General features: G+C 71.3%; 26 protein-coding genes. 14 read left to right on the top strand and 12 right to left on the bottom strand.

Annotated elements, in window-relative coordinates; genetic code table 11:
* Positions 1–27 precede the first annotated feature (27 nt).
* The 3 genes from ACIO3O_RS21480 to ACIO3O_RS21470 are packed head-to-tail and all read right to left on the bottom strand — an operon-like array spanning position 28 to position 3,019.
* Entirely contained in the window at positions 28–969 is a 942-nt protein-coding gene (locus ACIO3O_RS21480) for an acyl-CoA dehydrogenase family protein (protein WP_401748158.1), read from the bottom strand.
* Positions 969–2,114, bottom strand: a complete 1,146-nt coding sequence (locus ACIO3O_RS21475) for an acyl-CoA dehydrogenase family protein (protein ID WP_401748156.1) — start codon at positions 2,112–2,114, stop codon at positions 969–971. Before ACIO3O_RS21475 ends, ACIO3O_RS21480 begins: the two co-directional genes overlap by 1 nt.
* Before the next feature lie 5 nt (positions 2,115–2,119).
* Positions 2,120–3,019 (bottom strand): enoyl-CoA hydratase, encoded by a 900-nt coding sequence (locus tag ACIO3O_RS21470; RefSeq protein WP_401748153.1) that lies wholly within the window; start codon positions 3,017–3,019, stop codon positions 2,120–2,122.
* Positions 3,020–3,068: 49 nt separating this feature from the next.
* Between ACIO3O_RS21470 and ACIO3O_RS21465 the strand changes: the two genes are divergently transcribed.
* The 7 genes from ACIO3O_RS21465 (at position 3,069) to ACIO3O_RS21435 (ending at position 11,105) form a co-directional block, all read left to right on the top strand.
* Positions 3,069–4,208 (top strand): acyl-CoA dehydrogenase family protein, encoded by a 1,140-nt coding sequence (locus ACIO3O_RS21465; RefSeq protein WP_401748151.1) that lies wholly within the window; start codon positions 3,069–3,071, stop codon positions 4,206–4,208.
* Positions 4,205–4,990, top strand: a complete 786-nt coding sequence (locus ACIO3O_RS21460) for an SDR family oxidoreductase (RefSeq protein ID WP_401748150.1) — start codon at positions 4,205–4,207, stop codon at positions 4,988–4,990. Before ACIO3O_RS21465 ends, ACIO3O_RS21460 begins: the two co-directional genes overlap by 4 nt.
* A 42-nt stretch (positions 4,991–5,032) precedes the next feature.
* The gene (locus ACIO3O_RS21455; RefSeq protein ID WP_401748148.1) at positions 5,033–5,647 is read left to right on the top strand and encodes a TetR/AcrR family transcriptional regulator; all 615 of its coding nucleotides are present in this window, start codon (positions 5,033–5,035) and stop codon (positions 5,645–5,647) included.
* Positions 5,648–5,671: 24 nt separating this feature from the next.
* Positions 5,672–6,829: an acetyl-CoA C-acetyltransferase gene (locus ACIO3O_RS21450; protein WP_401748145.1), complete on the top strand. Its 1,158-nt coding sequence runs from the start codon at positions 5,672–5,674 to the stop codon at positions 6,827–6,829.
* Positions 6,830–7,238: 409 nt separating this feature from the next.
* Complete coding sequence (locus ACIO3O_RS21445; RefSeq protein ID WP_401748143.1) at positions 7,239–8,822, top strand: FAD-binding protein; 1,584 nt, start codon at positions 7,239–7,241, stop codon at positions 8,820–8,822.
* Between the two features lie 239 nt (positions 8,823–9,061).
* Positions 9,062–9,265 (top strand): cold-shock protein, encoded by a 204-nt coding sequence (locus tag ACIO3O_RS21440; protein WP_003969786.1) that lies wholly within the window; start codon positions 9,062–9,064, stop codon positions 9,263–9,265.
* Positions 9,266–9,419: 154 nt separating this feature from the next.
* Positions 9,420–11,105 carry a DEAD/DEAH box helicase gene (locus tag ACIO3O_RS21435; protein WP_401748140.1) on the top strand — a complete coding sequence of 562 codons (1,686 nt, stop codon included), beginning with the start codon at positions 9,420–9,422 and terminating at the stop codon, positions 11,103–11,105.
* A 550-nt stretch (positions 11,106–11,655) separates the two neighbouring features.
* Here the strand turns inward: ACIO3O_RS21435 and ACIO3O_RS21430 are convergent.
* Genes ACIO3O_RS21430 through ACIO3O_RS21410 form a run of 5 tightly spaced genes read right to left on the bottom strand, consistent with a single transcriptional unit; the run spans position 11,656 to position 16,080 of the window.
* A complete protein-coding gene (locus ACIO3O_RS21430; protein WP_401748137.1) occupies positions 11,656–12,597 on the bottom strand; it encodes a tyrosine-protein phosphatase in 942 nt (313 codons plus the stop codon).
* 30 nt (positions 12,598–12,627) lie between these two features.
* Positions 12,628–13,695 (bottom strand): NAD(P)H-dependent flavin oxidoreductase, encoded by a 1,068-nt coding sequence (locus ACIO3O_RS21425; protein WP_401748273.1) that lies wholly within the window; start codon positions 13,693–13,695, stop codon positions 12,628–12,630.
* Between the two features lie 14 nt (positions 13,696–13,709).
* Entirely contained in the window at positions 13,710–14,465 is a 756-nt protein-coding gene (locus ACIO3O_RS21420; protein ID WP_401748136.1) for a CoA-transferase subunit beta, read from the bottom strand.
* Entirely contained in the window at positions 14,462–15,316 is an 855-nt protein-coding gene (locus ACIO3O_RS21415) for a CoA transferase subunit A (RefSeq protein WP_401748135.1), read from the bottom strand. Before ACIO3O_RS21415 ends, ACIO3O_RS21420 begins: the two co-directional genes overlap by 4 nt.
* A complete protein-coding gene (locus ACIO3O_RS21410; RefSeq protein ID WP_401748132.1) occupies positions 15,313–16,080 on the bottom strand; it encodes an enoyl-CoA hydratase family protein in 768 nt (255 codons plus the stop codon). The genes ACIO3O_RS21415 and ACIO3O_RS21410 overlap by 4 nt, the downstream gene beginning before the upstream one ends.
* Positions 16,081–16,147: 67 nt before the next feature.
* Here ACIO3O_RS21410 and ACIO3O_RS21405 point away from each other — a divergent pair, with 67 nt between their 5' ends.
* Genes ACIO3O_RS21405 through ACIO3O_RS21395 form a run of 3 tightly spaced genes read left to right on the top strand, consistent with a single transcriptional unit; the run spans position 16,148 to position 18,079 of the window.
* Positions 16,148–16,924 carry an SDR family oxidoreductase gene (locus tag ACIO3O_RS21405; protein ID WP_401748130.1) on the top strand — a complete coding sequence of 259 codons (777 nt, stop codon included), beginning with the start codon at positions 16,148–16,150 and terminating at the stop codon, positions 16,922–16,924.
* A 1-nt stretch (position 16,925) separates the two neighbouring features.
* Positions 16,926–17,834, top strand: a complete 909-nt coding sequence (locus tag ACIO3O_RS21400; protein ID WP_401748128.1) for an SDR family oxidoreductase — start codon at positions 16,926–16,928, stop codon at positions 17,832–17,834.
* A 23-nt stretch (positions 17,835–17,857) separates the two neighbouring features.
* Positions 17,858–18,079, top strand: a complete 222-nt coding sequence (locus ACIO3O_RS21395) for a hypothetical protein (protein WP_401748126.1) — start codon at positions 17,858–17,860, stop codon at positions 18,077–18,079.
* A gap of 31 nt (positions 18,080–18,110) precedes the next feature.
* Here the strand turns inward: ACIO3O_RS21395 and ACIO3O_RS21390 are convergent, their stop codons facing one another.
* On the bottom strand, positions 18,111–18,320 hold the full coding sequence (locus tag ACIO3O_RS21390) for a hypothetical protein (RefSeq protein WP_401748124.1): 210 nt from the start codon (positions 18,318–18,320) through the stop codon (positions 18,111–18,113).
* Positions 18,321–18,427: 107 nt separating this feature from the next.
* On the opposite strand from ACIO3O_RS21390, the gene ACIO3O_RS21385 reads away from it, so the two are divergent.
* The 3 genes from ACIO3O_RS21385 to ACIO3O_RS21375 all read left to right on the top strand — a co-directional run bounded on the left by ACIO3O_RS21385 (position 18,428) and on the right by ACIO3O_RS21375 (position 19,774).
* A complete protein-coding gene (locus ACIO3O_RS21385) occupies positions 18,428–19,255 on the top strand; it encodes a helix-turn-helix domain-containing protein (protein ID WP_401748122.1) in 828 nt (275 codons plus the stop codon).
* The gene (locus ACIO3O_RS21380) at positions 19,252–19,455 is read left to right on the top strand and encodes a DUF397 domain-containing protein (protein ID WP_401748119.1); all 204 of its coding nucleotides are present in this window, start codon (positions 19,252–19,254) and stop codon (positions 19,453–19,455) included. The genes ACIO3O_RS21385 and ACIO3O_RS21380 overlap by 4 nt, the downstream gene beginning before the upstream one ends.
* Before the next feature lie 106 nt (positions 19,456–19,561).
* On the top strand, positions 19,562–19,774 hold the full coding sequence (locus ACIO3O_RS21375) for a DUF397 domain-containing protein (RefSeq protein ID WP_401748116.1): 213 nt from the start codon (positions 19,562–19,564) through the stop codon (positions 19,772–19,774).
* Between the two features lie 16 nt (positions 19,775–19,790).
* Here the strand turns inward: ACIO3O_RS21375 and ACIO3O_RS21370 are convergent, their stop codons facing one another.
* From ACIO3O_RS21370 to ACIO3O_RS21360, 3 genes are all read right to left on the bottom strand, one after another.
* Positions 19,791–20,492 carry a DUF6585 family protein gene (locus tag ACIO3O_RS21370; protein WP_401748114.1) on the bottom strand — a complete coding sequence of 234 codons (702 nt, stop codon included), beginning with the start codon at positions 20,490–20,492 and terminating at the stop codon, positions 19,791–19,793.
* 142 nt (positions 20,493–20,634) lie between these two features.
* The gene (locus ACIO3O_RS21365) at positions 20,635–20,970 is read right to left on the bottom strand and encodes a hypothetical protein (protein ID WP_401748112.1); all 336 of its coding nucleotides are present in this window, start codon (positions 20,968–20,970) and stop codon (positions 20,635–20,637) included.
* Between the two features lie 14 nt (positions 20,971–20,984).
* The gene (locus ACIO3O_RS21360) at positions 20,985–23,744 is read right to left on the bottom strand and encodes a DNRLRE domain-containing protein (RefSeq protein WP_401748109.1); all 2,760 of its coding nucleotides are present in this window, start codon (positions 23,742–23,744) and stop codon (positions 20,985–20,987) included.
* A 431-nt stretch (positions 23,745–24,175) separates the two neighbouring features.
* Here ACIO3O_RS21360 and ACIO3O_RS21355 point away from each other — a divergent pair, with 431 nt between their 5' ends.
* Complete coding sequence (locus ACIO3O_RS21355; RefSeq protein WP_401748107.1) at positions 24,176–25,192, top strand: aminoglycoside phosphotransferase family protein; 1,017 nt, start codon at positions 24,176–24,178, stop codon at positions 25,190–25,192.
* The last annotated feature ends 501 nt before the right edge of the window (positions 25,193–25,693 follow it).

Genomic DNA, 25,693 nt, shown 5'->3' with positions numbered 1-25,693 from the left:
GTTGCCCGAGAGGGTGAAGGGGGCGGGTCAGCCCTCCAGTGCCCGGCCCCGGCACGCCGCCGGAGTCCCCCACGCATCCCGCAGCGGCCGCGCCTTGCGCAGCCACAGGGAGAGGTCCAGCTCCTGGGTGTAGCCCACCGCCCCGTGCAACTGGAGGGCCGTGCGCGCCGCCGCGTACGCAGCCTCGCCCGCCGTCACCTTCGCCGCCGCGACGTCCGCCCCGGACATGCTCAGCGCCGCCCCGTACAGCAGCGGCCGCGCGAACTCCAGCCCCACCAGTGTGTCCGCCAGTCGGTGCTTCACCGCCTGGAAGGATCCGATCGGCGTCCCGAACTGGGTGCGCTGCTTCACGTACGCCACCGTCTGGGCGAGCAGCGCGTCCCCGACCCCGAGCGCCTGCGTCGCGGTCAGTAGCATCGCCAACTCCCGTGCGGCTGCGACGGATTCGTCCGCGACCGGCAGTGCGTCCCCGGCGCCCTCCACCGCGTACAGCCGCCGCGCCGTGTCCGCCGACACCCGCAGCTCCCCGCCCGCCGAGCCCATCCGCGTACCCAGTACGAAGACGGCCTCCGCCGCGTCCGCGTCCAGCGCGTACCCGCCCTCCTCGGCCAGCGTCACCACCGCCTCACCGGCGGCGATCCTCGGCAGCCACTCCTTCGCCAGGCCTGGCGAGTCGGCCAGCAGCACCGCCGCCGCAGCGGTCTCGACGTACGGACCGGGAACAGCATGCCGCCCCAACTCCCGGAAAGCGAGGACGAGTTCGACGGGCAGCAGTCCCACCCCGTCGTACGTCTCGGGGACGGCCAGTGCGAAGACCCCGGCCTCCGCGACCCGCCGCCACACCTCCAGGCCAGGGCCGTGGTCCCCAGCCTCCCAGGCCCGTACAACGGCCGGCGTATCGGCGGCGGTGAGCATCGCGTCCAGCGAGCGGGCGAAGTCGGCCTGCTCGCGGGTCAGCAGGAAGCGCATCAGCGACGTCCCTTCGGCAGGCCGAGCAGGCGCTCGGCGATGATGTCGCGCTGGATTTCGTTCGTACCGGCGTAGATGGGCCCGGCGAGCGAGAAGACGTACCCCTCGGCCCACTCGCTCTCCGCCAACTCCCCGTCCGCACCCAGCAGTTCGAGCGCGGTCTCGTGCAGGGCGATGTCGTACTCGGACCAGAAGACCTTGTTCAGGCTGGACTCCGCACCGATGGTCTCCCCGGCGGCGAACCGCGAGGCGTTCGTCCAGGTGAAGAGCTGGTACGCGCGTGCCCCGACGACCGCGTCCGCGACCCGGTCCCGTACCGCCGTGTCCGCCGGATCGCCGTGCGTGCGCCAGTCGGCGGCGAGGCGGTCGGCGGCGGCCAGGAAGCGGCCGGGGGAGCGGAGCATCAGCCCGCGCTCGTTGCCGGTGGTCGACATGGCGATCCGCCAGCCCTGCCCGACTTCGCCGATCACGTCCGCGTCGGGCACGAACACGTCGTCGAGGAAGAGTTCGGCGAAGGCGGGCTTGCCGTCGAGGCGGCCGATCGGCCGGACGGCGACGCCCGGCGCGCGCAGGTCGAACATCAGGTACGTCAGCCCCCGGTGCGGCCTGTCCGCGTCCGGGTCGGTGCGGAAGATACCGAAGGCGCGATCGGCGAAGGCGGCCCGCGAGGACCACGTCTTCTGTCCGGAGAGCAGCCAACCCCCCTTCGTGCGTACGGCAGTTGAGCGCAGCGACGCCAGGTCGGACCCCGACTCGGGCTCCGACCAGGCCTGCGCCCAGATGACCTCGCCGGTCGCCATCGACGGCAGTACCCGGGCCCGCTGTTCGTCCGTCGCGTGGTCGAAGAGGGTCGGGGCGAGGAGGTTGATGCCGTTCTGCGAGACCCGGCCGGGGGCGCCCGCCGCGAAGTACTCCTCCTCGAAGATCAGCCACTGGAAGATGTCCGCGCCCCGGCCCCCGTACTCCTCGGGCCACGACACCACCGACCACCGGTCGGCGGCCAGCCGCGCCTCCCACGCCCGGTGGGCGGCGAAACCCTCCTCCGTCTCCAGGGAGGGGAGGGGCTCGGCCGGGACATTGGCCGCCAGCCAGGCCCGGGCCTCGGCCCGGAAGGCGTCCTGCTCGGCGCTGAAGTCGAGATCCACGGCGCTCAGCCCTCCGCCTTCTGCCGCGAGGCGTTCTTCATGGCCGCCACGTCCATCCCGCCCAGCGAGTCCTTCGCCGTCTCCGCGTTGTGCGCGTGCGCGAGGTGGTGCAGCCCGAAGACGGAGTCCATGCCGGTGTGCAGGCCCTGGAGGTCCTCGGCCTGGTTGACGGCACGCTTGGTGAGGGCGAGCCCGAGGCGCGGCATCTCGGCGATCTTCTCCGCCAATTCCCGCGTACGGTCGGCCAGTTCGGCCCGCTCCACGACCCGGTTGACCATCCCGACCTCGTACGCCCGCCGGGCGCTCATCCGGTCCCCGGTGAACAGGAACTCCTTCGCGATGCGCGGCGGCATCACCCACGGGTGCGCGAAGTACTCGACACCCGGAATCCCCATCCGTACCACCGGATCGGCGAAGAAGGCGTCCTCCGAGGCCACGATCAGGTCGCACACCCACGCGAGCATCAGCCCGCCCGCCACGCACGCGCCCTGCACCGACGCCACCACCGGCTTCGGCAGCTCGCGCCAGCGGCGGCACATCCCGAGGTACACCTCGGACTCGCGGGCGAAGCGGCTCTCCGCCCCCGCCTTGTCCGAGTGGCCCCACCACAGGCCCGCCTTCCGCTCGAACGGGAGGTGGGCGTCGCGCTCGGGGGTCCCGATGTCGTGCCCGGCGGAGAAGTGCTCGCCGGACCCGGCCAGCACGATCACCTTGACCTCGTTGTCCTCCGAGGCCCGGTAGAAGGCGGCGTCCAGGGCGTAGGTCATGGCGGAGTTCTGGGCGTTGCGGTAGCGCGGCCGGTTGAGGGTCACGTACGCGACCGGGCCCCGGCGCTCGTACAGAACGGGCTCAGAGCCTTCGGGGGCAGCGGTCGTACCGGACGTGTCGGGCGTCTCGGCTGTCATGGCGGAACCATCCTTCCCTAACAAGTGTTTGGTAGGTTAACGTACGGCCATGAGCAGCGTCGAGGAGTTCCGCACCGAGATCCGGGACTGGCTACGGGAGCAACTCAGCGGAGAATTCGCCGGGTTGAAGGGCAGGGGCGGACCCGGCCGCGAACACGAGGCCTTCGCCGAGCGCCTCGCCTGGGAACGCCACATGGCCGCCCACGGCTGGACCTGCGTCGGCTGGCCGAAGGAGTACGGCGGCCGGGGCGCGAGCGTGGAGGAGCAGATCGCCTTCCACGAGGAGTACGCGCTTGCCGACGCCCCCGCCCGCGTCAACCACATCGGCGAACAGCTCCTCGGCCCGACCCTCATCGCGTACGGCACCGAGGAGCAGAAGGCCCGCTTCCTGCCGCCGATCGTCGCGGTCGAGGAACTCTGGTGCCAGGGCTACAGCGAGCCCGACGCGGGCTCCGACCTCGCGAACGTCCGCACCCGGGCCGAGCGCGACGGTGACACGTGGCGGGTGAACGGCCAGAAGATCTGGACCTCCCTCGCCCACGAGTCCCAGTGGTGCTTCGTCGTCGCCCGCACCGAACCGGGCTCCCGCCGCCACGCGGGCCTCTCCTACCTCCTGGTCCCCATGGACCAGCCGGGCGTCGAGGTCCGCCCCATCGTCCAGCTCACCGGGACCTCCGAGTTCAACGAGGTCTTCTTCGACGACGCCCGCACGGACGCCACGCACGTCGTCGGCGGGGTCGGCGACGGCTGGCGGATCGCGATGGCCACCCTCGGCTTCGAACGCGGCGTCTCCACCCTCGGCCAACAGGTCGGCTTCGCAAGGGAGTTGGACGGCCTGGTGGCGCTGGCCCGCCGCACCGGAGCGCTCGCCGACCCGCTGATCCAGGACCGTCTCGTACGCGCCTGGACCGGCCTGGAGGCCATGCGCGCCCATGCCCGACGCGGCGACGTGTCACCGTCCGTGGCCAAGAACCACTGGGCGCGCTGGCACCGCGACCTCGGCGAACTGGCCATGGACGTCCGGGGCGCGGCCTCCCTGCTGGCCGAGTCCGGACCGTACGAACTGGACGACTGGCAGCGCCTGTTCCTCTTCGCCCGCGCCGACACCATCTACGCGGGCTCCGACGAGATCCAGCGCAACATCATCGCCGAGCGCGTGCTCGGTCTTCCCAAGGAGGTACGGGCGTGAGCACAGCTCCCGCGTACGTGAAGGGGCACGGGCTCCTCGACGGCCGCAGCGCGGTCGTCACCGCCGCCGCCGGGGCCGGGATCGGCGGAGCGACCGCGCGCCGCTTCCTGGAGGAGGGGGCCAGGGTCGTCATCGGCGACGCGCACGCCCGGCGGCTCAAGGAGAGCCACGAGGCGCTGGCCGAGGAGTTCGGGGCGGAGCGCGTCGCGTCGCTGCCCTGCGACGTGACCGACGAGCAGCAGGTGGGCGCGCTCTTCGCGCTCGCCGAAGACACCCACGGCCGCCTCGACATCGTCGTGAACAACGCCGGGCTCGGCGGCACCGCCGACGTCGTCGACATGACCGACGAGCAGTGGTCGAAGGTGCTGGACGTGACCCTGGGCGGCACCTTCCGCTGCACCCGGGCGGCCCTGCGCTCCTTCAAGTCCGCAGGTCGAGGCGGCGTGATCGTCAACAACGCGTCCGTCATCGGCTGGCGCGCCCAGGCCGGACAGGCCCACTACGCCGCCGCGAAGGCGGGCGTCATGGCGCTCACCCGGTGCGCGGCGATCGAGGCGGCGGAGTTCGGCGTACGCATCAACGCGGTGTCCCCGAGCCTGGCGATGCACCCGCACCTGGTGAAGGTGACCACGCCCGAACTGCTGGAGGAGCTGACCGCGAAGGAGGCCTTCGGCCGGTACGCGGAGCCGTGGGAGGTGGCGAACGTCATCGTCTTCCTGGCGAGCGGCTACTCCTCGTACATGACGGGCGAGACGGTCTCCGTCAGCAGCCAGCATGCGTGAGCGGGGCCCCGCCGGGTGCGGCCGCTGCCGGACAATGAGCGGGTGCCTACCAACAAGAAGCCCCAGGTGACCGCGTCCCCCCAGCGCCGCCGTGAACTCCTCGACACCGCTGCCGAGGTGTTCGCCGCGCAGGGGTACAACGCCACCACCGTCCGCAAGATCGCCGACGCGGCGGGCATGCTCGCCGGCAGCCTCTACTACCACTTCGATTCCAAGGAATCGATGCTCGACGAGATCCTCTCGACCTTCCTGACCGAGCTGTGGGAGGGGTACGACACCGTGCTCGCCGCCGACCTCGGCCCCAGGGAGACCATCGAGGCCCTCGTCACCGAGTCCTTCCGGGAGATCGACCGGCACCGCGCCGCCGTCGCCATCTACCAGAAGGAATCGCGCCACCTTTCCGCGCAGCCCCGCTTCCACTACCTCGCCGACTCGCAGACCAAGTTCGAGAAGGCGTGGCTGGGAACGCTGGAGCGCGGAGTCGCCGACGGGGTCTTCCGGGACGACCTCGACATCCGCCTCACCTACCGCTTCGTGCGCGACACGGTGTGGGTGGCGGCGTCGTGGTACCGGCCCGGCGGACAGCACAGCCCCGAGGAAATCGCCCGCCAGTACCTGTCGATGGTGCTGGACGGGATCGCCGTACGCACCGAATAACTCTCGTGATCTGGAGAAGTCGTCATGGCTGAGGCCTACATCGTTGAAGCGGTACGCACCCCCGTCGGCCGGCGCAAGGGCGGCCTCGGCGCCGTCCACCCGGCGGACCTGGGCGCGCACGTCCTGAAGGCCCTGGTCGAACGCTCCGGCGTGGACCCCTCCCTGGTCGATGACGTCGTCTTCGGCTGCCTGGACACCGTCGGCCCGCAGGCCGGTGACATCGCCCGTACGGCATGGCTGGCGGCCGGACTCCCGGAGGAGGTGCCGGGCGTGACCATCGACCGCCAGTGCGGCTCCTCCCAGCAGGCGGTGCACTTCGCCGCGCAGGGCGTGATGTCCGGCACCCAGGACCTGGTCGTCGCGGGCGGCACCCAGAACATGACGCAGATCCCGATCGCCTTCGCCTCCCGGCAGGCGGCGGAACCGCTCGGCCTGATGGAGGGCCCCTACCGGGGCTCGGAGGGCTGGCGCGCCCGGTACGGCGACGCGCCCGTCAACCAGTTCCACGGGGCGCAGTTGATTGCGGACAAGTGGGGGATCTCGCGGCGTGACATGGAGGAGTTCGCCCTGCGCTCGCACCAGCGGGCGCTGCGGGCGATCGACGAGGGTCGCTTCGAGCGGGAGACCGTGGCGTACGGGGATGTGGCCGTTGATGAGGGGCCGCGTCGGGACACCTCGCTGGAGAAGATGGCGGGCCTCCAGCCGGTGATGGAGGGCGGCACGATCACCGCCGCGTGCTCCTCGCAGGTGTCCGACGGGGCGGCGGCGATGCTGATCGCCTCGGAGCGGGCGGTACGGGAGTACGGGCTCACCCCGCGCGCCCGCATCCACCACCTGTCGGTGCGGGGCGAGGACCCGATCCGGATGCTCTCCGCGCCGATCCCTGCCACCGCGTACGCCCTGAAGAAGACCGGCATGTCGATCCACGACATCGACCTGGTCGAGATCAACGAGGCGTTCGCGCCGGTGGCGCTGGCGTGGCTGAAGGAGACGGGCGCGGACCCGGAGCGGGTGAATGTGAACGGCGGCGCGATCGCCCTCGGGCACCCGCTGGGTGCGACCGGGGTGAAGCTGATGACGACGCTGCTGCATGAGCTGGAGCGGACGGGTGGGCGGTATGGGCTCCAGACGATGTGTGAGGGGGGCGGGCAGGCCAACGTGACCATCATCGAGCGGGTGTAGCTGGCGGTTCCCCGGTGCGGGGTGGCGGGTGGTCGCCGTTCCTGCCGGGGGCGCTGCCCCCGGACCCCCGGTTTGTGCCCCTGCCCCGCCCCTCCACCTAAAGCGCTCGCCGCGCGGCTGGGTGGGGGGCTGGCGTTTTGCGCAGTTCCCCGCGCCCCTTACGGGGCGCGGCCATTCATTCAGCCCGTCCGGCGTTTGAGGACGCGCGGGCGCAGCCCGTGCAGGGGTCCGGGGCTTGCCCCGGCATGAACAGCAACCCACCCACGCCCCGCAGGGTTTAGGTGAAGGGGCGGGGCTGGGGCGAAAACACCCCCGTACCAGGTGCGGCACAGACAGGGGCCCGCCCCCAGGGGCCACAAAGCACCGGGGACGGACCCGGACCGTAGGACCAACAGGGCAGGAATCACCCATGAGTTGGGATGCAGAGACCGACGTCCTCGTCATCGGCTTCGGCGGCGCCGGCGCCTCCGCCGCCATCGAGGCCGCCGACTCCGGCGCACGAGTCGTCGCCGTCGACCGCTTCTTCGGCGGCGGTGCCACCGCCCTCAGCGGTGGCGTCGTCTACGCGGGCGGCGGCACCCGCCCCCAGCGCGAGGCCGGGATCGAGGACAGCGTTGACGCGATGTTCGCGTACCTGAAGGAGGAGGCGCAGGGGGTCGTCTCCGACACCCTCCTCCGCGACTTCTGCGAGAAGAGTTCCGGGAATCTGGACTGGCTGGCCTCGCACGGGGCCGAGTACGAGGGCAGCCTCTGCCCCTTCAAGACCAGCTACCCCACCGACGACTACCTCCTCTACTACTCCGGCAACGAGCAGTTCCCGCCCTACAGCGACGCCGCCGCCCCCGCCCCCCGGGGACACAGGACCAAAGCGAAGGGGCTCGCCTCCGGGAAGGTGCTCTTCGGGCACCTCGCCGAAGCCGCCCGTGCCCGGGGTGTACGTCTCGTGCCGCAGACCCGGGCCGAGCGGCTGGTCGTGGAGGACGGGCGGGTCGTCGGGGCCGAGGTCCGGCAGCTCACCGGGGCCGCCGCCCGCGCCCACCGGGCCCTCTCCCTCGCCCTGGGCAAGGGCAACAACTACGCCCCCGACGCCACCGGCCCCCTCAACAAGGCCGTCGAGCGGCTGGAGCGGGGCGGACGCCTGGTCCGGGTCCGCGCCCGGCGCGGGGTCGTCGTCACCGCGGGCGGGTTCGTGTTCAACCGGGACATGCTGGCTGCCCACGCTCCGGACTTCCTCCCCGGCCAGGCGCTGGGCACCATCGGCGACGACGGGTCGGGGATCCGGCTGGGGGAGGGGGCGGGAGGAGCCTCCGCCCACCTCGACCGCGTCTCCGCCTGGCGGTTCTACTCCCCGCCCGTCACCCTCGGCCGCGGCCTCCTCGTCGACCGCAAGGGGCAGCGCGTCTGCAACGAGCTGCTCTACGGGGCCGCCGTCGGCGAGCGCATCGTCAGCGCCCACGAAGGACAGGCGTATCTCCTTGTCGACAAGGCCGTCCTCGACCGGGCCTGGAAGGAGATGGGAACCCAGACCGTCTTCTTCCAGAAGGCCCAGATGGGGTACCTCTTCACGGTCGGGCACAAGAAGGGGCGGACGGCTGTCGAGGCGACGGCCGGATTCGGCGTCGACCCGGTCGGCCTCGCCCGCACCCTCGACACCTACAACGCCGCCGCCCGCGCCGGGACCCCCGACCCCCTCGGCAAGCCCGCCGCGTATGTCCAGGCCCTCGACCACGGGCCGTACTACGCCTTCGACTGCTCGCTCGACACGTCGATGTTCTACCCCATGCCCATGATCACGCTGGGCGGCCTGCGCGTGCACGACACGAGCGGGCGGGTGCTGCGGGAGGACGGGACCGAGATCGAGGGGCTGTACGCGGCCGGGCGCAGCGCCGTCGGAGTGTGCTCGCACGCGTACGTCAGCGGGCTGTCCATCGCGGACGCGGTGTATTCCGGTCGGCGGGCGGGTGAACATGCGGCGGCCCAGAAGGGGCGATAGGCCGTGCGGCGCCTGACCGGGCGACTTTCGCCGCGCGCCTGGCGCGGGGGCGTGCTACGGTAGGCGAGTTGCAGTTTTGGTACCCATGAACTTTATGTGCGCCTGACGAGAACTTCGGCAGGCGCACATTTGTTTTTCCGGTCATTGCCGGTTTCCGGCTCTCCGGATGGGGTCATTGCGGCGACGAGGAATTCGTAAAGTGCGGATTTCCGGCTCTGCCCCTGTTTTAGGAGATAAAAATGGCTACTGGCACCGTGAAGTGGTTCAACTCGGAAAAGGGCTTCGGCTTCATTGAGCAGGACGGCGGCGGCGCCGACGTCTTCGCCCACTACTCCAACATCGCCACCTCGGGCTTCCGCGAGCTCCAGGAAGGCCAGAAGGTTTCCTTCGACGTCACGCAGGGCCAGAAGGGCCCGCAGGCGGAGAACATCGTCCCGGCCTAGTCTGCCCGGACGCGCGAAGCCTCGAGCCGGGGCCCGCACCGTGAAGGTGCGGGCCCCGGCTTGCGTTGCGTTCGCGCAAGCTCGCGGAACGCGGTCGTATTCCGCGACCGGCTTCCACCCCCTTGGGTGTCCCCAGGAAGAAGGCATTTACTGCATGACCCGTTTCGAACGATCCTCCTCCGAGCGCACCGGCCGTCCGGCGCGCAACCGACCGTCGAGTGCCGCCCCGTCCCGGGGCCGCGGCAAGGCTTCGACGAAGAATTCCGGCAAGGGCCCCGCCCGCCGGTCCACGCCGCCCCAGGGTGAATTCGCACTGCCGGAGACCATCACCCCCGCGCTGCCGTCGGTCGAGGCTTTCGAAGCGCTGGACATGCCCGCCGCACTCCTCAAGACGCTCGCCGCGCAGGGGGTGACGGAGCCGTTCCCGATCCAGGGCGCGACCCTCCCGAACTCGCTCGCCGGCCGGGACATCCTGGGCCGCGGCCGCACGGGCTCCGGCAAGACGCTGGCCTTCGGCCTGGCGCTGCTGGCCCGCACCGCCGGACGCCGCGCCGAGCCGCACGCGCCGCTCGCGCTGGTCCTCGTACCGACGCGCGAGCTGGCGCAGCAGGTCACGGACGCGCTCACCCCGTACGCGACCTCCGTCAACCTGCGCCTCACCACGGTCGTCGGCGGCATGTCGATCACCAAGCAGGCGAACGCGCTGCGCCGTGGCGCGGAAGTCCTCGTCGCGACCCCCGGCCGCCTCAAGGACCTCATCGAGCGCGGCGACGCCCGCCTCGACCAGGTCGCCATCACCGTCCTCGACGAGGCCGACCAGATGGCCGACATGGGCTTCATGCCGCAGGTCGTGGCGCTCCTCAAGCAGGTCGAGCCCGGTGGCCAGCGGATGCTCTTCTCCGCGACCCTCGACAAGAACATCGACAAGCTCGTCAAGATGTTCCTGACCGACCCGGTCGTGCACTCCGTCGACCCGTCCGCCGGTGCGGTCACGACGATGGACCACCACGTCCTGTACGTCATGGACGAGACCGAGAAGAAGGCCGTCGCGGCGCGGATCGCGGCCCGCGAGGGCCGCGTGATCATGTTCGTGGACACCAAGCGTGCCGCTGACCGCTTCGCCAAGCGCCTGCTCTCCGCGGGTGTCTACGCGGCGGCCCTGCACGGCGGCCGGTCCCAGCCGCAGCGCAACCGCACGCTGGAGCAGTTCAAGAACGGCCAGGTCACGGCACTCGTCGCGACCAACGTCGCGGCGCGCGGCATCCACGTCGACGACCTCGACCTGGTCGTCAACGTCGACCCGCCGACCGACCACAAGGACTACCTCCACCGGGGCGGCCGCACGGCCCGCGCGGGCGAGTCCGGCGTCGTCGTCACGCTTGTCCTCCCGGAGGAGAAGCGCGAGATGACCCGCCTCATGAGCGATGCGGGCATCACGCCGCACACCGCGCGCATCAAGTCCACGGACGAGGAACTCTCCACCATCACGGGCGCCCGCGAGCCGTCCGGCGTCGCGGTGGTCCTGGAGGTTCCGACCCCGGTTCAGCAGCAGCCCGCCAAGCGCCGCCCGTCCTCCTCCTCGGACGGCCGCAGCCGCACGCGCGGTCGCCGCGGCGGCGGCTCGTCCGCCTCGTCGGGCTCGGCGACGACCCCGGGCGCCCGCCCGTCCCGCCCGTCCCGCGGCGCAGCCCCGACGGGCGGCCAGTCCCGCACGGGCGGCCAGTCCCGGACCGGAGGCCAGTCCCGCTCCGGCGGCGGCCGTACGGGCGCGGGCCAGGGCCAGTCGGGCGGCCAGCGCCGCTCGGGCGGCGGCCAGGGCGGTCGCCGCCCCGCGGCCTAGCCGGCCCTCCGCACCAGCCACAGCCCCGCACCCCTGTCAGGGATGCGGGGCTGTGTTGCACGTGCGGCTCCGCCGCGCCTTCAGGGGCGCGGGGCTGTGTTGCACGTGCGGCTCCGCCGCGCGGGCGCGCCCTTCAGGGGCGCGGGGAACTGCGCGACCAGCCACGACACACCTGCACGGAATCGTGCAATCGCCGCGCGGCGAGCGCTTTAGGGAAAGGGGCGGGTCCGGGGCCTCTTCTGCCCGAGCCGGGCGGGGCTGACGTGTCCGGTACGGGGGTGGGCCGGGGCCCCTTTGGACGTGTGCCCGGCACTGGGGCGGGCCAAGGGGCGGCACCGGGCTGGGCCGGGAGCGGGAGGGGCCGCCCCCTTGCCCGCCCGTCCCGCCCCCGGGGGGCGGCCCCGCCGCCCAAGGGGGCTACGGGGGGGGAAGCGGGGGAGGGCGGCCCCGCCGCCCAAGGGGGCTGGGGAGAGGGTGGGGAGGGGCGGCCCCGCCGCCCAAGGGGGGCTGGGGGGTGTCCCCGGACCCCAGCCACCCCGACCCCCGGGGATCAGTGCGTCAGGTGGGCCTGGAGGCGGGACAGAGCCCGGTGGTCCAGGCCCAGGCCCTTCTTCAGGTAGCCGTCCAGCGACCCGTACCGCGCACGCACCTCCGCCAGCGCCCTGTCCAGGTACTCCGAGCGCACCTCCTGGAGCGGAATCAGCAGATCCGGGTTCTGCATCATCCCGGCCTGCTTCAGCCCGTCCCGGACCTTCTTGTCCGCCGCCGCCCGGATCGTGTTCGACGCCAGGTAGTCCTGCCGTGCCGTCTGCTCCGGCACGCCGAGCGCCCGCAGCAGCACGTACGTCGTCCACCCCGTACGGTCCTTGCCCGAGGTGCAGTGGAAGAGGACGGCCGAGCGGGACGAGGCGTTCGCGATGTCCCGGAAGGTGGCCGCGAACTGCGCCGTGTTCGCCGGATCGCTGATCAGCGTCCCGTACACCTTCTTCATCAGGTCGGACCCCTTGGTCCCGCCCAGCGCCGCCTCCTGCTTCACCGGGTCCCTGGTGGCGATGGCCGCCATCATCTGCCCGTACAGCCCGCTGTCGTTGACCGGGCGAGCCGTCACCGCGAGCCCGGCCGGGAGCCGGTCCTGGCCGTCGTACTGGATCTCCACCGGCACCCGGTAGTCGACCACCTTGCCGAGCCGCAGCCCCGCCAGGGTCACCAGGTCCGGGTCGGTCAGCTTGCCGAGCGCGTCCGCACGGTAGACGAGGCCGTGCCGCACCGTGTCCCCGCCGTACGTGCGGTACCCGCCCACGTCCCGGACGTTGACCGCGCCCTGGAGCGGGATCTGCCGGATCGTGTTCGCGTGGTGGTGCCGGGAGTGCGACGTGCTGCCGGGGTGCGTGCCGTGCGCCGGGGACTGTGCGACGGCCGGGGCCGACAGCGCGCCGAGGGCGAGTGCGCCCACGGCCGCGCCCACGGCAACTCGTGTCCGATTGCGGCTCATGCGGTCAACTCCTGTACGAGAAAAGAGGGTTCACCCTGGTGTCGGCAGGGCGTGGTGCGCGTGCAGCCGTGCGAGAGCGATCTCCGCCTCCGCCATGACACGTGCCACTAGCTCGGCACAACTCGGCAGATCCTCGATCAGGCCCGCCACCTGCCCCGACGCCATGACGCCGAGGTCGGTGCGACCGTCGACCATCGAAGCTTTCAGCAACATGGGGGTATTGGCGGCCAACAGAACCTGACTCCAGGACAAACTCTTGCCGTGCTTCATGGCGAGGCCGTCGCGGACCATCTGCGGCCAGCTCAGCCCGGAGATCTTCTTGAAGGACGCCGCCCGCACCACTGCCTGTGCCAGCGCCCTCGCCCGCCCGGACTTCTCCAGGGCCGCCACCAGCTCCGAGCGGAGCATCCGGTGGGGCAGTCCGTCGACGGCGGTCGTGACGGTGACGTCCTTCACCGTCGCCGCCAGGTACTTCGCCTTCACCGCGTCCGGCACGGTGGAGTCCGAGGTGAGCAGGAAGCGGGTGCCCATTGCGACACCGGCCGCCCCGTACGCGAGCGCGGCGACCAGCCCGCGCCCGTCGTGGAAGCCGCCCGCCGCGATCACCGGGATGTCGACCGCGTCCACAACTTGCGGCAGCAGGACGGTCGTTGCCACATCACCGGTGTGCCCGCCGCCCTCGCCGCCCTGCACGATGACCGCGTCCGCACCCCACGCCGCGACCTTCTCCGCGTGCCGCCGCGCCCCGATCGAGGGGACCACGACGACGCCCGCGTCCTTCAGCTCGGCGATCAGTTCCTTCGACGGGGCGAGCGCGAAGGACGCCACCTTCACGCCCTCGTCGATGATGATCCGTACGCGCTCCCGGGCGTCCCCGGCGTCCGCCCGCAGGTTCACGCCGAACGGCGCGTCCGTACGGGACTTGACCTCCCGCACCGCCGACCTCAGCTGCTCGACGGTCATCGTCGCGGAGGCGAGGATGCCCAGCGCCCCGGCGTTCGCGGTCGCCGACACCAGGCGCGGCCCCGCCACCCACCCCATGCCGGTCTGCACGAGGGGGTGCCGGACCCCGACGAGCCGGGTGAACGCGGTCTCGATGGTCCGGGACTCGCTCATACGGGCTTCACCTCCCGGTCGCGCGTCCCCTTCGGGTCGATGACCTCGCGGATCAGCCGCAGCTCCTCGGCGGTCGGTTCGCGGGTGTACGGAACGTCCTCGGCGACCTCCAGCGCGAAGCCGGTGGCCTCGCGGACCTCGTCCACGCTCACGCCCGGGTGCAGCGAGGCCAGCCGCATCGTGTGGTCCGGGGTCTCGAAGTCGAAGACGCCGAGGTTGCTGACCACGCGCGGCAGCCGGTGGTAGCGGGTCGCTGCCGGACCGGCCGCCGCCGCGCTGTCGTACCCGACCCCGCAGATCATGTCGACCTTCTCCACGAAGACCCGCGTGGAGTGCTTCGGCACCCAGTAACTCGTCGGATTGTTCAGGGTGTTGACCGGCGCACCCCGCACCCCCAGCAACTGCCGCGTGGGCCGTTCCCAGTCGCCGATGCAGGAGATGTTCTGGTTGCCGAACCGGTCGATCTGGCTGGCGCCCATCATCACGTGCCGCTTGCCGCCGGTGACCATGGTCAGGTGGTGGCGGTACGGCAGCCAGCCCTCCGTCGTCCCGTCCAGGCCGACGAGCAGGGCCTCGCCGTCGGTGAGGAGCAGGTCGGGGGAGAAGGTGCGCTTGGCGAGGCGGGCGCCGATGCCGGGGATCAGGCCCATCGGGCTGGCCAGCACCTCGCCGTTGTCGCGCCAGGCCTCGGCGCAGGCGACGACGCAGTATTCGGCGCGGGTCACGGTGGAGGTGGGGGTTTCGGTGCTCACTTCGACTGCTCCTCGTGCCAGGTCTTGACCGCGGTCTGGTACGCCGACTCGTCCTCGCCGGAGAGGAAGCGGGCCGAGAACTCGGGCCAGGGGGTGGTCGCGTACAGCTTCTGGAAGGCCTCGTCGCGCCCGTAGTCGGGCGTGCAGGTGGTGAAGTGCGCGCCGTTCGGGGTCTCCACGACGCCTGTCACGGAGGTGCGCTTCAGCAGGAGCGACTGCGGGGCCGCCTCCTTCGTCAGCTCGGCCGTGTCGACAATGCGCTCGCAGGAGACGTACGCCGCGTCGGCGGCCTCGCAGAAGAGGTCGTCGAAGTAGGGGTCGGGGCCCAGGTACTGGCCGTTGCCGAGCCGGTCCGCGCGGTTCATGTGGACCAGGGCCGCGTCCAGGCGCAGGGCGGGCATCGCGACGAAGGTCTCCCCGTCGTCGTACGGCGAAGTGACCGTACGCAGCTGGGGGTTGACCCGCATGACGTCGGAGCCGATGCCGGCCCGGACGGGCAGGAAGGGGAGGCGGTTCGCGGCGGCGTGCAGCCCCCACATGAACATCGCCTCGTCGACCTCGGTCAGCTCGAAGGCGCCCTCCTGGCGGGCGGTGCGGAAGTGCGGCTCCAGGGCGATGGAGTCGAGCGTCGCGAACGCCGTGACCAGCTTGCGGATCTTCCCGGCGGCGGCGAGGAGACCGACGTCGGGGCCACCGTACGAGACGACGGTCAGGTCGGTCAGGTCGCTGCGCAGGATCGCGCGGACCAGGGCCATCGGCTTGCGGCGCGAGCCCCAGCCGCCGATGCCGATCGTCATCCCGCTGCGCAGGCGGGAGACGACCTCTTCGGGGGTCATCGTCTTGTCGGTCACTTGCTCTTCTCCTTGCCGAAGTCGTTCCGTACGCGGTCGGCGGTGCCGCTGAGGTTGGCCTCGAAGGTGAAGCCCTGCTCGAAGCGGTAGCTGCGGCGGACGTCCACGGGGTCGATGCCGTTGATGGCGGCCTTCGCGAGCCGGATGAGATACCCGTCCTTGAGGGCGATCTCGCGCGCCAACTCCAGTGCGGCGCCAGGGAGTTCGTCGCGTGGTACGACCTTCCACACCGACCCGTGGTGGTGCAGCTCCTGCGCGGTGGCGGTGCGCGAGGTGTAGTACAGGGCGCGCATCAGGTGTTGCGGGACGAGCCGCGAGAGGTGGGTGGCCGCGCCGAGCGCGCCCCGGTCCAGCTCGGGCAGGCCGAAGGTGGCGTCGTCGGAGGCGACGATCGCGTCCGCGTTGCCGACGAGGCCGATCCCGCCGCCCAGGCAGAACCCGGCGACGGCCGCGACGACCGGCACCTCGCACTCGTACACGGCGGCGAAGGCCTCGGCGCAGCCGCTGTTCGCACCGATCAGCGCCTGGTGGCCGCCCCCTGCGGCACTCTCGCGCTGCATCTCCTTGATGTCGACGCCCGCGTTGAAGCCCCGGCTGCCGGGCGGGGTGGTCAGGACGACGCAGCGCACGTCGGGGTCGCGGCCCGCTTCTCGTACCGCGTCGGCCAGGTCGTACCAGCCCTTGACGGGCAGGGCGTTGACCGGCGGGAAGTCGACGGTGACGACGGCGATGCCCTTTTCCGGGCGGGAGGTGGAGACACCCATGAACTGATCAGCTACCTTTCCACCAAACATTTGTTAGGTGCTTGTCGTGTAGGGAAGGTAGCAGCGAATGGAACTCGACGGGAGGGTCGCCGTCGTCACAGGCGGTACCCGGGGCGTCGGCGCGGGCATCGCGCGGGCTCTCCTGGAGGCCGGTGCACAGGTCGTGGTCTGCGCGCGGAGGCCGCCGGACGAGGTGGTCCAAGCGGGCGGCAGGAAGGCCGAGTTCAGGCCGGTCGACCTGCGGTCGGTGGATGCCGTGGAGGAGTTCTTCGCGGGCGTGGTCACGACGTACGGACGCCTGGACGTGCTGGTCAACAACGCCGGAGGCGGCCCGTACCGGCTGCTTGAGGAGGGCGGGGCGCAGCGGCACGCGAAGGTGGTCGAGCTGAATCTGATCGCCCCGATGAACGCCTCGCTCGCGGCGTACCCGCACCTCAGGGCGGCGCGCGGCTCCATCGTGATGATCGGCAGCGTGAGCGCGACGCGCCCCTCCCCGGGGACCGCCGCCTACGGCGCGGCGAAGGCCGGTCTGGACAATCTGGCCCGGTCGATGGCCGTCGAATGGGCCCCGGAGGTACGGGTCAACACGCTTGTCCTCGGCATGGTGCGCACCGAACTCGCCCACCTCCACTACGGCGACGAGGAGGGCCTGGCGGCGGTCGCGCGGACGATCCCGGCGGGCCGGATGGCCGAACCGGCGGACATCGGGAACGCGGCCGTCTTCCTCGCCTCGTCCCAGGCGGCGTACGTCAACGGGGCGTCGCTGCTGGTGCACGGGGGCGGGGAGCGGCCCGCCTTCCTGGACGCCGCGAACGTCAACAAGTCCGACTCTGAGAGGAACTGACATGGGTATCGCCGAGGGACGCGTCGTGGTCGTGACCGGTGCGGGACGGGGCCTGGGCCGCGCCCACGCCCTGGCCTTCGCCGCCGAGGGAGCAAAGGTCGTCGTCAACGACCTGGGCGTGAGCGCGGACGGGGCGGGAGCCTCGCAGAGCCCGGCGGAGGAGGTCGTCGCGGAGATCCGCGCGGCGGGCGGCGAGGCGGTCGCGCACGGCGGCGACATCGCGACGACCGAGGGCGCGGCGTCGCTGATCGAGACGGCAGTGTCGACGTTCGGCGCCATCGACACCCTGGTCAACAACGCGGGTTTCCTGCGCGACCGGATGCTGGTCAACCTGGACGAGGACGACTGGGACGCCGTCATGCGCGTCCACCTCAAGGGCCACTTCCTCCCGCTGAAGCATGCGGCGCAGTGGTGGCGGGCGGAGGCGAAGGCGGGCCGTCAGCGGGCGGCCCGGGTCGTCAACACCAGCTCCGGAGCAGGGCTGTTGGGGAGTGTCGGGCAGGGCAACTACTCCGCCGCGAAGGCCGGGATCGTCGGCCTGACGCTGGTCGCCTCCGCCGAGATGGGCCGGTACGGGGTCCAGGTCAACGCCCTCGCGCCGGCGGCCCGCACCCGGATGACGGAGTCGACCTTCGCGGACACCATGGCCGCGCCCGGCGAGGGCGCCTTCGACGGGATGGCCCCCGAGAACGTCTCGCCGCTGGTGGTGTGGCTGGGCTCGGACGGCTCCGAGGGCGTCACGGGCCGGGTCTTCGAGGCGGAGGCGGGCCGGATCACGGTGATGGAGGGCTGGCGTCCGGGCCCGACGGCCGACAAGGGTGCACGGTGGACCCCGGCGGAGGCGGGGGAGACGGCGACGAAGCTGCTGGCGCAGGCGGAGCGGCCGCAGGCGGTGTACGGGGCGCGGTAGGGGTCGCCGGGCCCTTGGGGGCGATGGTGCACGTCGAGCCGTCGGCGGGCGTTACCACCGCGTACTCGTGGTACGTGCGCCGGAAGCGGGTGTGGCCGGTCTCGCCCGCGTGGGTGAACTGCCAGGCGGCGACGCCCATCGGGGTTGCGCCCGTGCCGGACGCCGCCCCGCAGTCGGCCTCGTCCCCGGACACGCACACCGCTTCGTACTCGGGCTCGGAGAGCGGGTCGGGCGCGATGCGGTAGGGGACGAAGCGCATCGTCGTGCGGGGGGTCATCACCGGCCCCCGAACATGCGGCGCTGACGGTTGTACTCGGCGACGCGTTCGCTCAACTCCGTGAGGGTGGTGGGGGGTTCGGAGTGGTCCGGGTCCTCGCCGCCGTCCGGGGCGGGGGAGGTGGTCGGCTCGTGGGGGACGTGCAGGGCCCCTTCGGTGCCGTACTCGGCGGTCAGTGCGGCGAGCCAGGCGCGGGCGATGCTGGGCATGGGTGGCTCCTCTCCGTAGTGGGTTCACTACTGGGGGGATTCAGCGTGACGCGCGCTGGGCATGCCTTCAACTTGCGATCCACGCACGGGGAGTTGGGTGGGATGTCATGAACCGCAAAGACCTGGAACCGGCCAGCTCGCCTGCTGCGGCGTACGGCGAACGTTTACGCACTCTGCGGGACGAACGTGGCTGGACGCAGGACGAACTCGCCGTTCGCATGGGTTACTCGGGGACGCATATCTCGGCCGTGGAAACTGGTCGCCGATCCCCAACTCCCCGCTTCTCGCACAGTGCCGACAAGGCCTTCGGGACCGGCAATCTCTTCGAGCGCCGGGGGCAGTCCGTACGCAACACCTCCCTGCTGGAGGGGTTTCCGGAGTACCTCGCGCTAGAAGTCAAGGCGGTGGAGATCAGGCTCTTCGAGCTGGGGATCATTCACGGCCTTCTCCAGACCCCGGCCTACGCAGAGGCCATCACCAGAGGCTCGGTACGGCGGGGGGCGATCACCGAACAACAGGCGGAGGAGCGCCTGACTCTGCTCGCGGAACGGCAGGCGTCGATGGAGCGGACGCCGTCGCCCTTCATCCACGCGGTGCTTGATGAGAGCTGTCTCATGCGTCCGGTAGGTGGAGCGCGCGTCATGGCCGACCAGATGGACCGGCTTCTGGCCTTTGCCGAACTGCCGACCACTGTGCTGCAAGTGGCTCCGTACTCGCTCGGTGAACGGCGGTCCTTCGACCGGCCTGCAACGCTAGTCACGCTCACCGATCGCAAGGTGATCCTCTACACCGAGTCCGCTCAACGAGGCCATCTCGAAAGGGAAAGTGCGTTCGTGACGCCGATGCTGACGGCCTACCATCAGCTTCAGGCCGAAGCGCTTTCCCAAGCGGAATCCGTGGCCATGATCCAACAGTTCCGAAAGGGCGCACCGTGACCGAACCGCAGTTCTTCAAGTCCTCCTACAGCAGCAACGGAGGTCAGTGCATTGAGGTCGCGGCCAACCTCGCCGTCTCGCACGGCGTGGTTCCGGTTCGCGACTCCAAGACCCCCGGCGGCCCCACCCTGGGCCTGACTGCCCCTGCCTTCTCCGACTTCATCACCGGCATCAAGTCGGGCGACTTCCAGCCCCGTTGAACGAACAGACCCGCCGCCCCGCACCCCGCGCGGGCGGCGGTCTCGTTTCGGCGGCCTTCGGCCCCTAGGATCGGCCGCACTCCGAAGCGTCCGGAAGGGGAGCCCGATGGCCGAGTCCCAAGCCCTCCGCTGGTACAAGTCCTCGTACAGCAGCAATGGCGGCGACTGCGTCGAGGTCGCGACCGACCTCGACGCCTCGCACGGCACCGTCCCCGTCCGGGATTCCAAGGTGCTGGATGGACCAGTCCTCCGCCCGACCGTCCACGCCTTCTCCGCCTTGGTCACCGGCATCAAGTCGGGCGATCTCCAAGCCCGTTGAGCAAGGGCCTCGGCCCCTACTGCGCGACCCCCCGCTTAAGGCGCTCCACCACGTTCAGGAACACGTTGATGTTGCTGATGTCGCGCGTGCTCGCCCCGTCGCCGACCGAGCGCTTCCTGGCGTCGTTGAAGTACAGCTTCCCGTCGTACGACCAGTAGTTGGCGACATCCGTCCACGCGGCCGTGCGCTTTCTGCCCGTCACGCCGTTCCGGTCCACCGTGAACGCCCCGAACTGCACGCTCTCGCCGCGTTCGATCCGCGCCAGGACGGACGGAAGCTGCGTCTTCGTGATGCCCTCCTGGATGTAATTGCCCCAGTCGCCCGGGAAGACGAACGGGGCCCCGCTCAGCACCTCGGTGATGCCGTGCAGCTGCTTGTCGCCCTTGAGGAAGGTGCGGCCGCCGGGACCGATGCTGACCCCCACGCCTGCCGAGTCGATGAGGGTGTAACGGGAGTCCTTGGTGGTGCCGTTGACCGTACGGCGGTACTCCAGGACGCGGGTGTCCGCCCAGCTGCGCGTGACCTCGAAGCCGACCCGGTTGTCGGTGATGACCACCCCATGCGCGTAGAGGTAGAGGCGGCAGTCCTTCCACTTCTTGTAGCCCAGGCCCCGGTACGGGACGTACGTCCAGCCCGACCACTGCCCCAGGTTCGCCTGCGCGGCGAGGGCGGCGGCGGAAGGGGTGGGTGGTTCGGTCAGATCCGGCTTCCATGCCATGCGGTCGGTTCCCCCTGCGTCGGTAGAGGCTTGGGTGCGCCCCAACTCGTCTGCATCGCAAGGTAATTCAGCTGTCGAACAGATGGTGTTGATTCGGCGAAGATCCCGCACCGGCCTCGGTGCGGGATCTCGCGCGGGCTGCTCAGAGCGAGCTGAGGCCCATCGTCAGTCCGCCCGCCGCGCAGACGATCCAGCCGTACGCCGGGCGCCACAGCACACTCGTCGCGAGCGCCGCCGACGCCGGGACGAACGCGCCGAGGAAGGCCAGCGTGACGAGGGTGCCCCACCTCGTGTCGGCTCCGGTGACGAGCCATCCGACGGCGGCCGCCGCCAGGGCCGCACCCAGGTGGACGTACCGGACATCGCTCAACTGGGGCCACTGGCTGGGGCGTTCGCGTCGGCGGTGCACGAGCCGGTAGCGCAGCATGATGCCGAGCTCCGCGAGCAGGACCACGGTGGCGACGGTATTGGCGAGCATCACGGTCCTCCCGCTCAGAACTTGCAGTTCTTCTTGATCCCGTCGATGCCCATCAGCGTGCCGATCGCCTTGCGCACCGACGGGGTCATCTTGCGGCGCTTGGAGTAGTTGTAGATCAGCTTCGCGGTCTTCTTGAAGCCCATCCGCTTGGCCAGCCGGATCGCGGTGACCACACGCATCGTCGACCCGGCCGGGGTGAAGCCGAGGACGATGGGGGAGACCCCGTACACGGCGCACTTGGTGATCTTCTTGGTGGTGGACCACCAGGACGGGTCGATCACGATCGGGAAGGCGCTGTTGGCGTCGAAGTCGACCTGCTGGACCAGCTTCTTGCCGACGACCTTGTAGCGGGTCGGGATGTCCTTGCCGTTGGCGTCCTTCGCCCACGGCGCGTCGAAGAAGCCCGCCGCGTCCTTCTTCGGGGCCTGCGTCGGGTCGTCGTCGCCCTCCGCGTACAGCGAGACGGAACCGTCCTCGTGCGAGACGGCCTTCATGCCCGCCGGGACGACGAAGCCCGTCTCGTACTCGCGCGGGGCGGACGCGTTCTTGAGGATGTGCAGGGTGCGGGAGCCGCCGTCGGTGGTCGGCTGGACGACCGTGTCGACCGGGCCAGACGAGGTGTAGACGACGTTGCCGCCGACCCGGACGCCCTTGGCGCTGCCCTGCGGGATGGTCAGCTTGGCGGGCATGTCGGCGTTCTTGATGTCGATGACGTCGTTCTTGCCGTCCCACGGGATGGAGACGGTGTTCTCCTCGGTCGCCGCGATCGACGCGTACGTGCCGTCGGAGGCGGTCGCGGCCGTGATGTCGGCGGCGTCGGAGTAGAGATTGGCCAGGCCGAGCGAGGTCTCGGCGGCGGAGGGCTTCCACGCGGTGTCGACGGTGAAGCGGACCGGGGCCGACCAGCCGTTGGCGTAGTGGGTGCCGTCGTAGGCGGTGGTGCGGAAGCTGTACGTACGGCCGTTGACCAGCTTGCCCGCGGGGACCTTGAGGGTGGAGGTGCTGTTGGAGGGGACGGCCGGGGCGTTGAACATCCCGACGACCGTGCCCGTCGAGGTGTCCGTGATCTCGTACGTGCCGGTGACCGTGTCGTCGCCGTTGCTGTCCGTGGCGGAGAAGCGCAGCGTCGGGGTGGTGGAGTTGACCTTGAAGATGCCGCCCTGGGAGATGAACGGGGTGCCGGCCTGGAGGTTGGTGCCGTTCGACGGGCGGTAGTTGTAGGTGACTTCGAGGGTCGGGATGCGGTTCTGGTCCGGGGACTCGGAGGAGTAGAAGCGCTTCCAGGCGTACGTGTCGGACTCGCTGGCGGCCTTCAGGCCGATCGAGCCGGTGGTCGCCTTCGCCGACGACCAGGTCTGCGCGAGCTTGGTGATGTCGGCACTCACCCAGCCCTCGTTGTTGCAGGTGGCCGACTTGGTCTGGGTGGAGGTGGCGATCTTCTCCTTGAGCGCGGGCTGCTTGGTCCAGCGGGTGTTCTTGTCCGCCGGGTCCGCCGCCCACACCTCCCAGCCGCGCTTCTCGCACGACCACGAGTGGTAGTTCCACATCTTCAGGGTCGCCTTGGAGACCAGGGAGTCGGCGAAGTTCGAGGTGCGGAAGGTGAGGTAGGAGCGGGCGGTGCGCTTGGTGGTGCCCGCGTGGTCGCCCGGCCAGCCGAGCTTCAGGTCGGTGCTGGCGGACTGGTCCTTGGTGTCGCCGCCCTGCACGAAGGTGTCGAAGAGGACGTCGAGGGCGTCCGCGGCCGGGTCGATGGTCACCGGGTACTGGGTCTTCGGGTCGGCCAGCCAGGCCGCGTCGGGCGTGAGGGTCAGCTCGACGGTGTTGCCGCGCTGGGCGATCTTCAGGTCGATCGCCTTGGTGTTCGTACGCTCCAAGGACTTCGCGTCGACGGCCGAGTCCCACATCACCGGTGCGGGCATCAGGGCCAGCTCCTCGCCCGCCGCGTCGGTGAAGGTGACGGAACCGTCCGGGTTCTGGGTGGCCCGCACGCCGTCGGGGACCGTCATGGGGAGGACCATCGGGGCACCGGCGCCGCCCTCGGGGGCCCTGTGCAGCTTGAGGAACTGCTCGAATCCGGTGCGGGTGGACTCCACGATCAGGTCACCGCCGGGCACGGCGTTCTTGTACGTGGCGACATTGCCCTGCAACTCCGGTGCGGGCAGGCCGCCCTTCCACTGCACGGCCATCCGGTCCTTGCCGCTGCCCAGAGTGACCAGGTCGCGGGCCAGCGAGGCGGGGGCGTTCGCGGCGGCCTCGACGGAACGGGGGAGCACGCCGCCCTTCCCGGCGAGACGCAGGCCCTGGGGGTGCGCCTTCGCGGCGACCTTGCCGTCCTTGGCGGCCGCGAAGTCCGCGTCGACGTCGACCCACCTGCCGCCCTCGATCATGCGGACGGGGCCGGAGGCCATCTCGCGGGTGAGGGTGCCGTCGGGGTTGGCGTACACGGTGTCGGTCTCGGTGCGCATCTGGAGCACCTCGACACGGTGGTTCTGCACGGCGGCGGCCACCTGAGCGGCCTCGACGCTCTCCGCCTCCCTGACGGGGTTGGCGCGGAAGGCGGCGAGTGCGTCGTCCTGCGCCTTCTTCCCGTCCTTCTCCTCCTGGGCCAGCTCCTTCTCCAGGTCGGCGATCAGCCGATCGAACTCGGCCGCCTCCGGGTCCTCGACCGCCGCCGGGGCCTTGGGCTCGGCGATGGCGTGCGGGGTGGTGACGAGGACGGCGCTCGCGGTCAGCAGTGCGATGCCCGCGGTGGCGGTGCGCCAGGTGTACTTCACGTGATGACTCCAGATCCGGGTTCGGACGCGTCAGGACATGTCGGTTCACCCGACCGGGCTTCGTGGGCCTGGGGTCGGGGCCGAGTGGGGGTGGAGGGGGCCTTGTCGGCGCGGCGGGGCCCTGGTGACGTGGGCAGGGCCCTCGTTCCGGTGTGGGCGGGGCCCGTTGACGTGGTGGGCCCCGGCCGACATGACGCCGACATGGCAGGGCGATGCACCCGGTCCTCCGTCGCACCGGGGGTATCGCCTTGATCAACTCCGGGTTCATGGAACCGCTTGGCGATCTTGAATAAAAGGGACCTTTGACCTGTCCATTACTCAAACTTGGTGATATGGGGGCGGGATCGGCGCGCGAGGACGAAACCGCCGGGCCTTCCCGGCCCGCCGATATCGACTGGATGCGGACGCCGCCCCGGTGGTGGGATGGCCCGATGAACGACCTCTCTCCCACCCTTGACCTGGGCGACTACGCCACGACCCGCACCCCGTGGGACGACCCGGACTGGCAGCGGCAAGCCCTCGCCTGGGCGGAGCGGGCGGTGGCGGACGCCGGGCTCCGGGAGGACACCGGTCGGCGGCGCGGCGTACGCATCAGGCCCTGGTCGGTACTCGTCCGCATCCCCCTGCGGGGCGGCGGCAACGCCTGGTTCAAGGCGAACCCGCCCGCCTCCGCCTTCGAGGCCGGACTCGGCGAGGCGCTCGCGCGGTGGGTGCCGGAGCACGTCCTGCACCCGTACGCCGTCGACGCCGGGCGGGGGTGGGCGCTGTGGCCGGACGGCGGCACCCTGTTCGCCGACGTGCTCGACGGTGCGGGTGAGCCCGACCCCCGTGCGTGGGAGGAGCCCCTGCGCCAGTACGCAGCGATGCAGCGCGCCCTGATTCCGTACGCGGACAGGGCGGAGGCCCTGGGGGTGCCGAGCCTGCGGACGGGTGCGCTGGTCGAGACGTACGAGCGCATGGTGGGCCGGTGCGCCGGGCTGGACGGGCGGGAGCGGGCGGACCTGCTCGCCAAGGTTCCCCAAGTCGCGGACTGGTGTGCGGAGTTGGCGGGGTTCGGTGTGCCCGATGCGCTCGACCACTCCGACCTGCATGAGAACCAGGTCTTCGCCCCGAGTGCCGGGCACCCCGACCGGTACGCCTTCTTCGACTGGGGGGACGCCGTCGTCGGGCACCCCTTCGCCAGCCTCCTGGTCAACACCCGCGTCGCCCACGGCCGCTTCGGCGCCGCCGCGCTGCCGCGTCTGCGGGACGCGTACCTGGAGCCGTGGACCGGCGACGGTCTCACCCCTGCGGAACTGCGGCGCGCGGTGAGCCTGGCGTGTCGGCTGGGCGCGGTGTCCCGGGCGGGCGCCTGGGGCCGACTGTTCCCCGGGGCCACGACGGGCGCGGACGAGGGCACGGACGCGGCGCGCTGGCTGCGGGAGCTGTTCCGGGAGCCGCTGCTGTAGGGGGGCGGACCCCTGCTTGCCCCTCACCTGACCGCACTCGGCCCCCACCGGCCCCCACCGGCCCCCACCGGGCTCCGCCCGTCCCCGCCCCCCCGCCGGTACACCCGGACCCCGCCCGTTCCGCCGGGCCGTGCCGGGGCGCGGGGGTCGGACAGGGGCTCGGCGAGGTCCCCGGGGCGGGGTCCCACCGGCCACGGGACCGACGGGTCCCAGGCCCGCATCGGAGCGCCGGGTCTCGCCGGGCCATGTGCGTGTGGGGCGGACGGGGTCTCGGGGAGGCTGCGGGGGACGGGGGCCCGGCGGCCCACACCGGAGCGGCGGTTCCCGCCGGCCATATGGGTCCCTGCCGGTCCCGGTCGGCTGGCCCTACCAGCCCCACCAGCCCCACCGGTACCACTCGGACCCCGCCCGTTCCGCCGGGCCATGCCGGGGCGCGGGGTCGGACGGGGGCTCGGGGAGGTTGCCGGGGCGGGGTCCCACCGGCCCATGCGGGTGCGGCGG

It is taken from the genome of Streptomyces sp. NPDC087440, from assembly GCF_044744005.1.
Taxonomy (GTDB): Bacteria; Actinomycetota; Actinomycetes; order Streptomycetales; family Streptomycetaceae; genus Streptomyces.
This window is presented reverse-complemented; position numbering and strand designations above follow the sequence as displayed.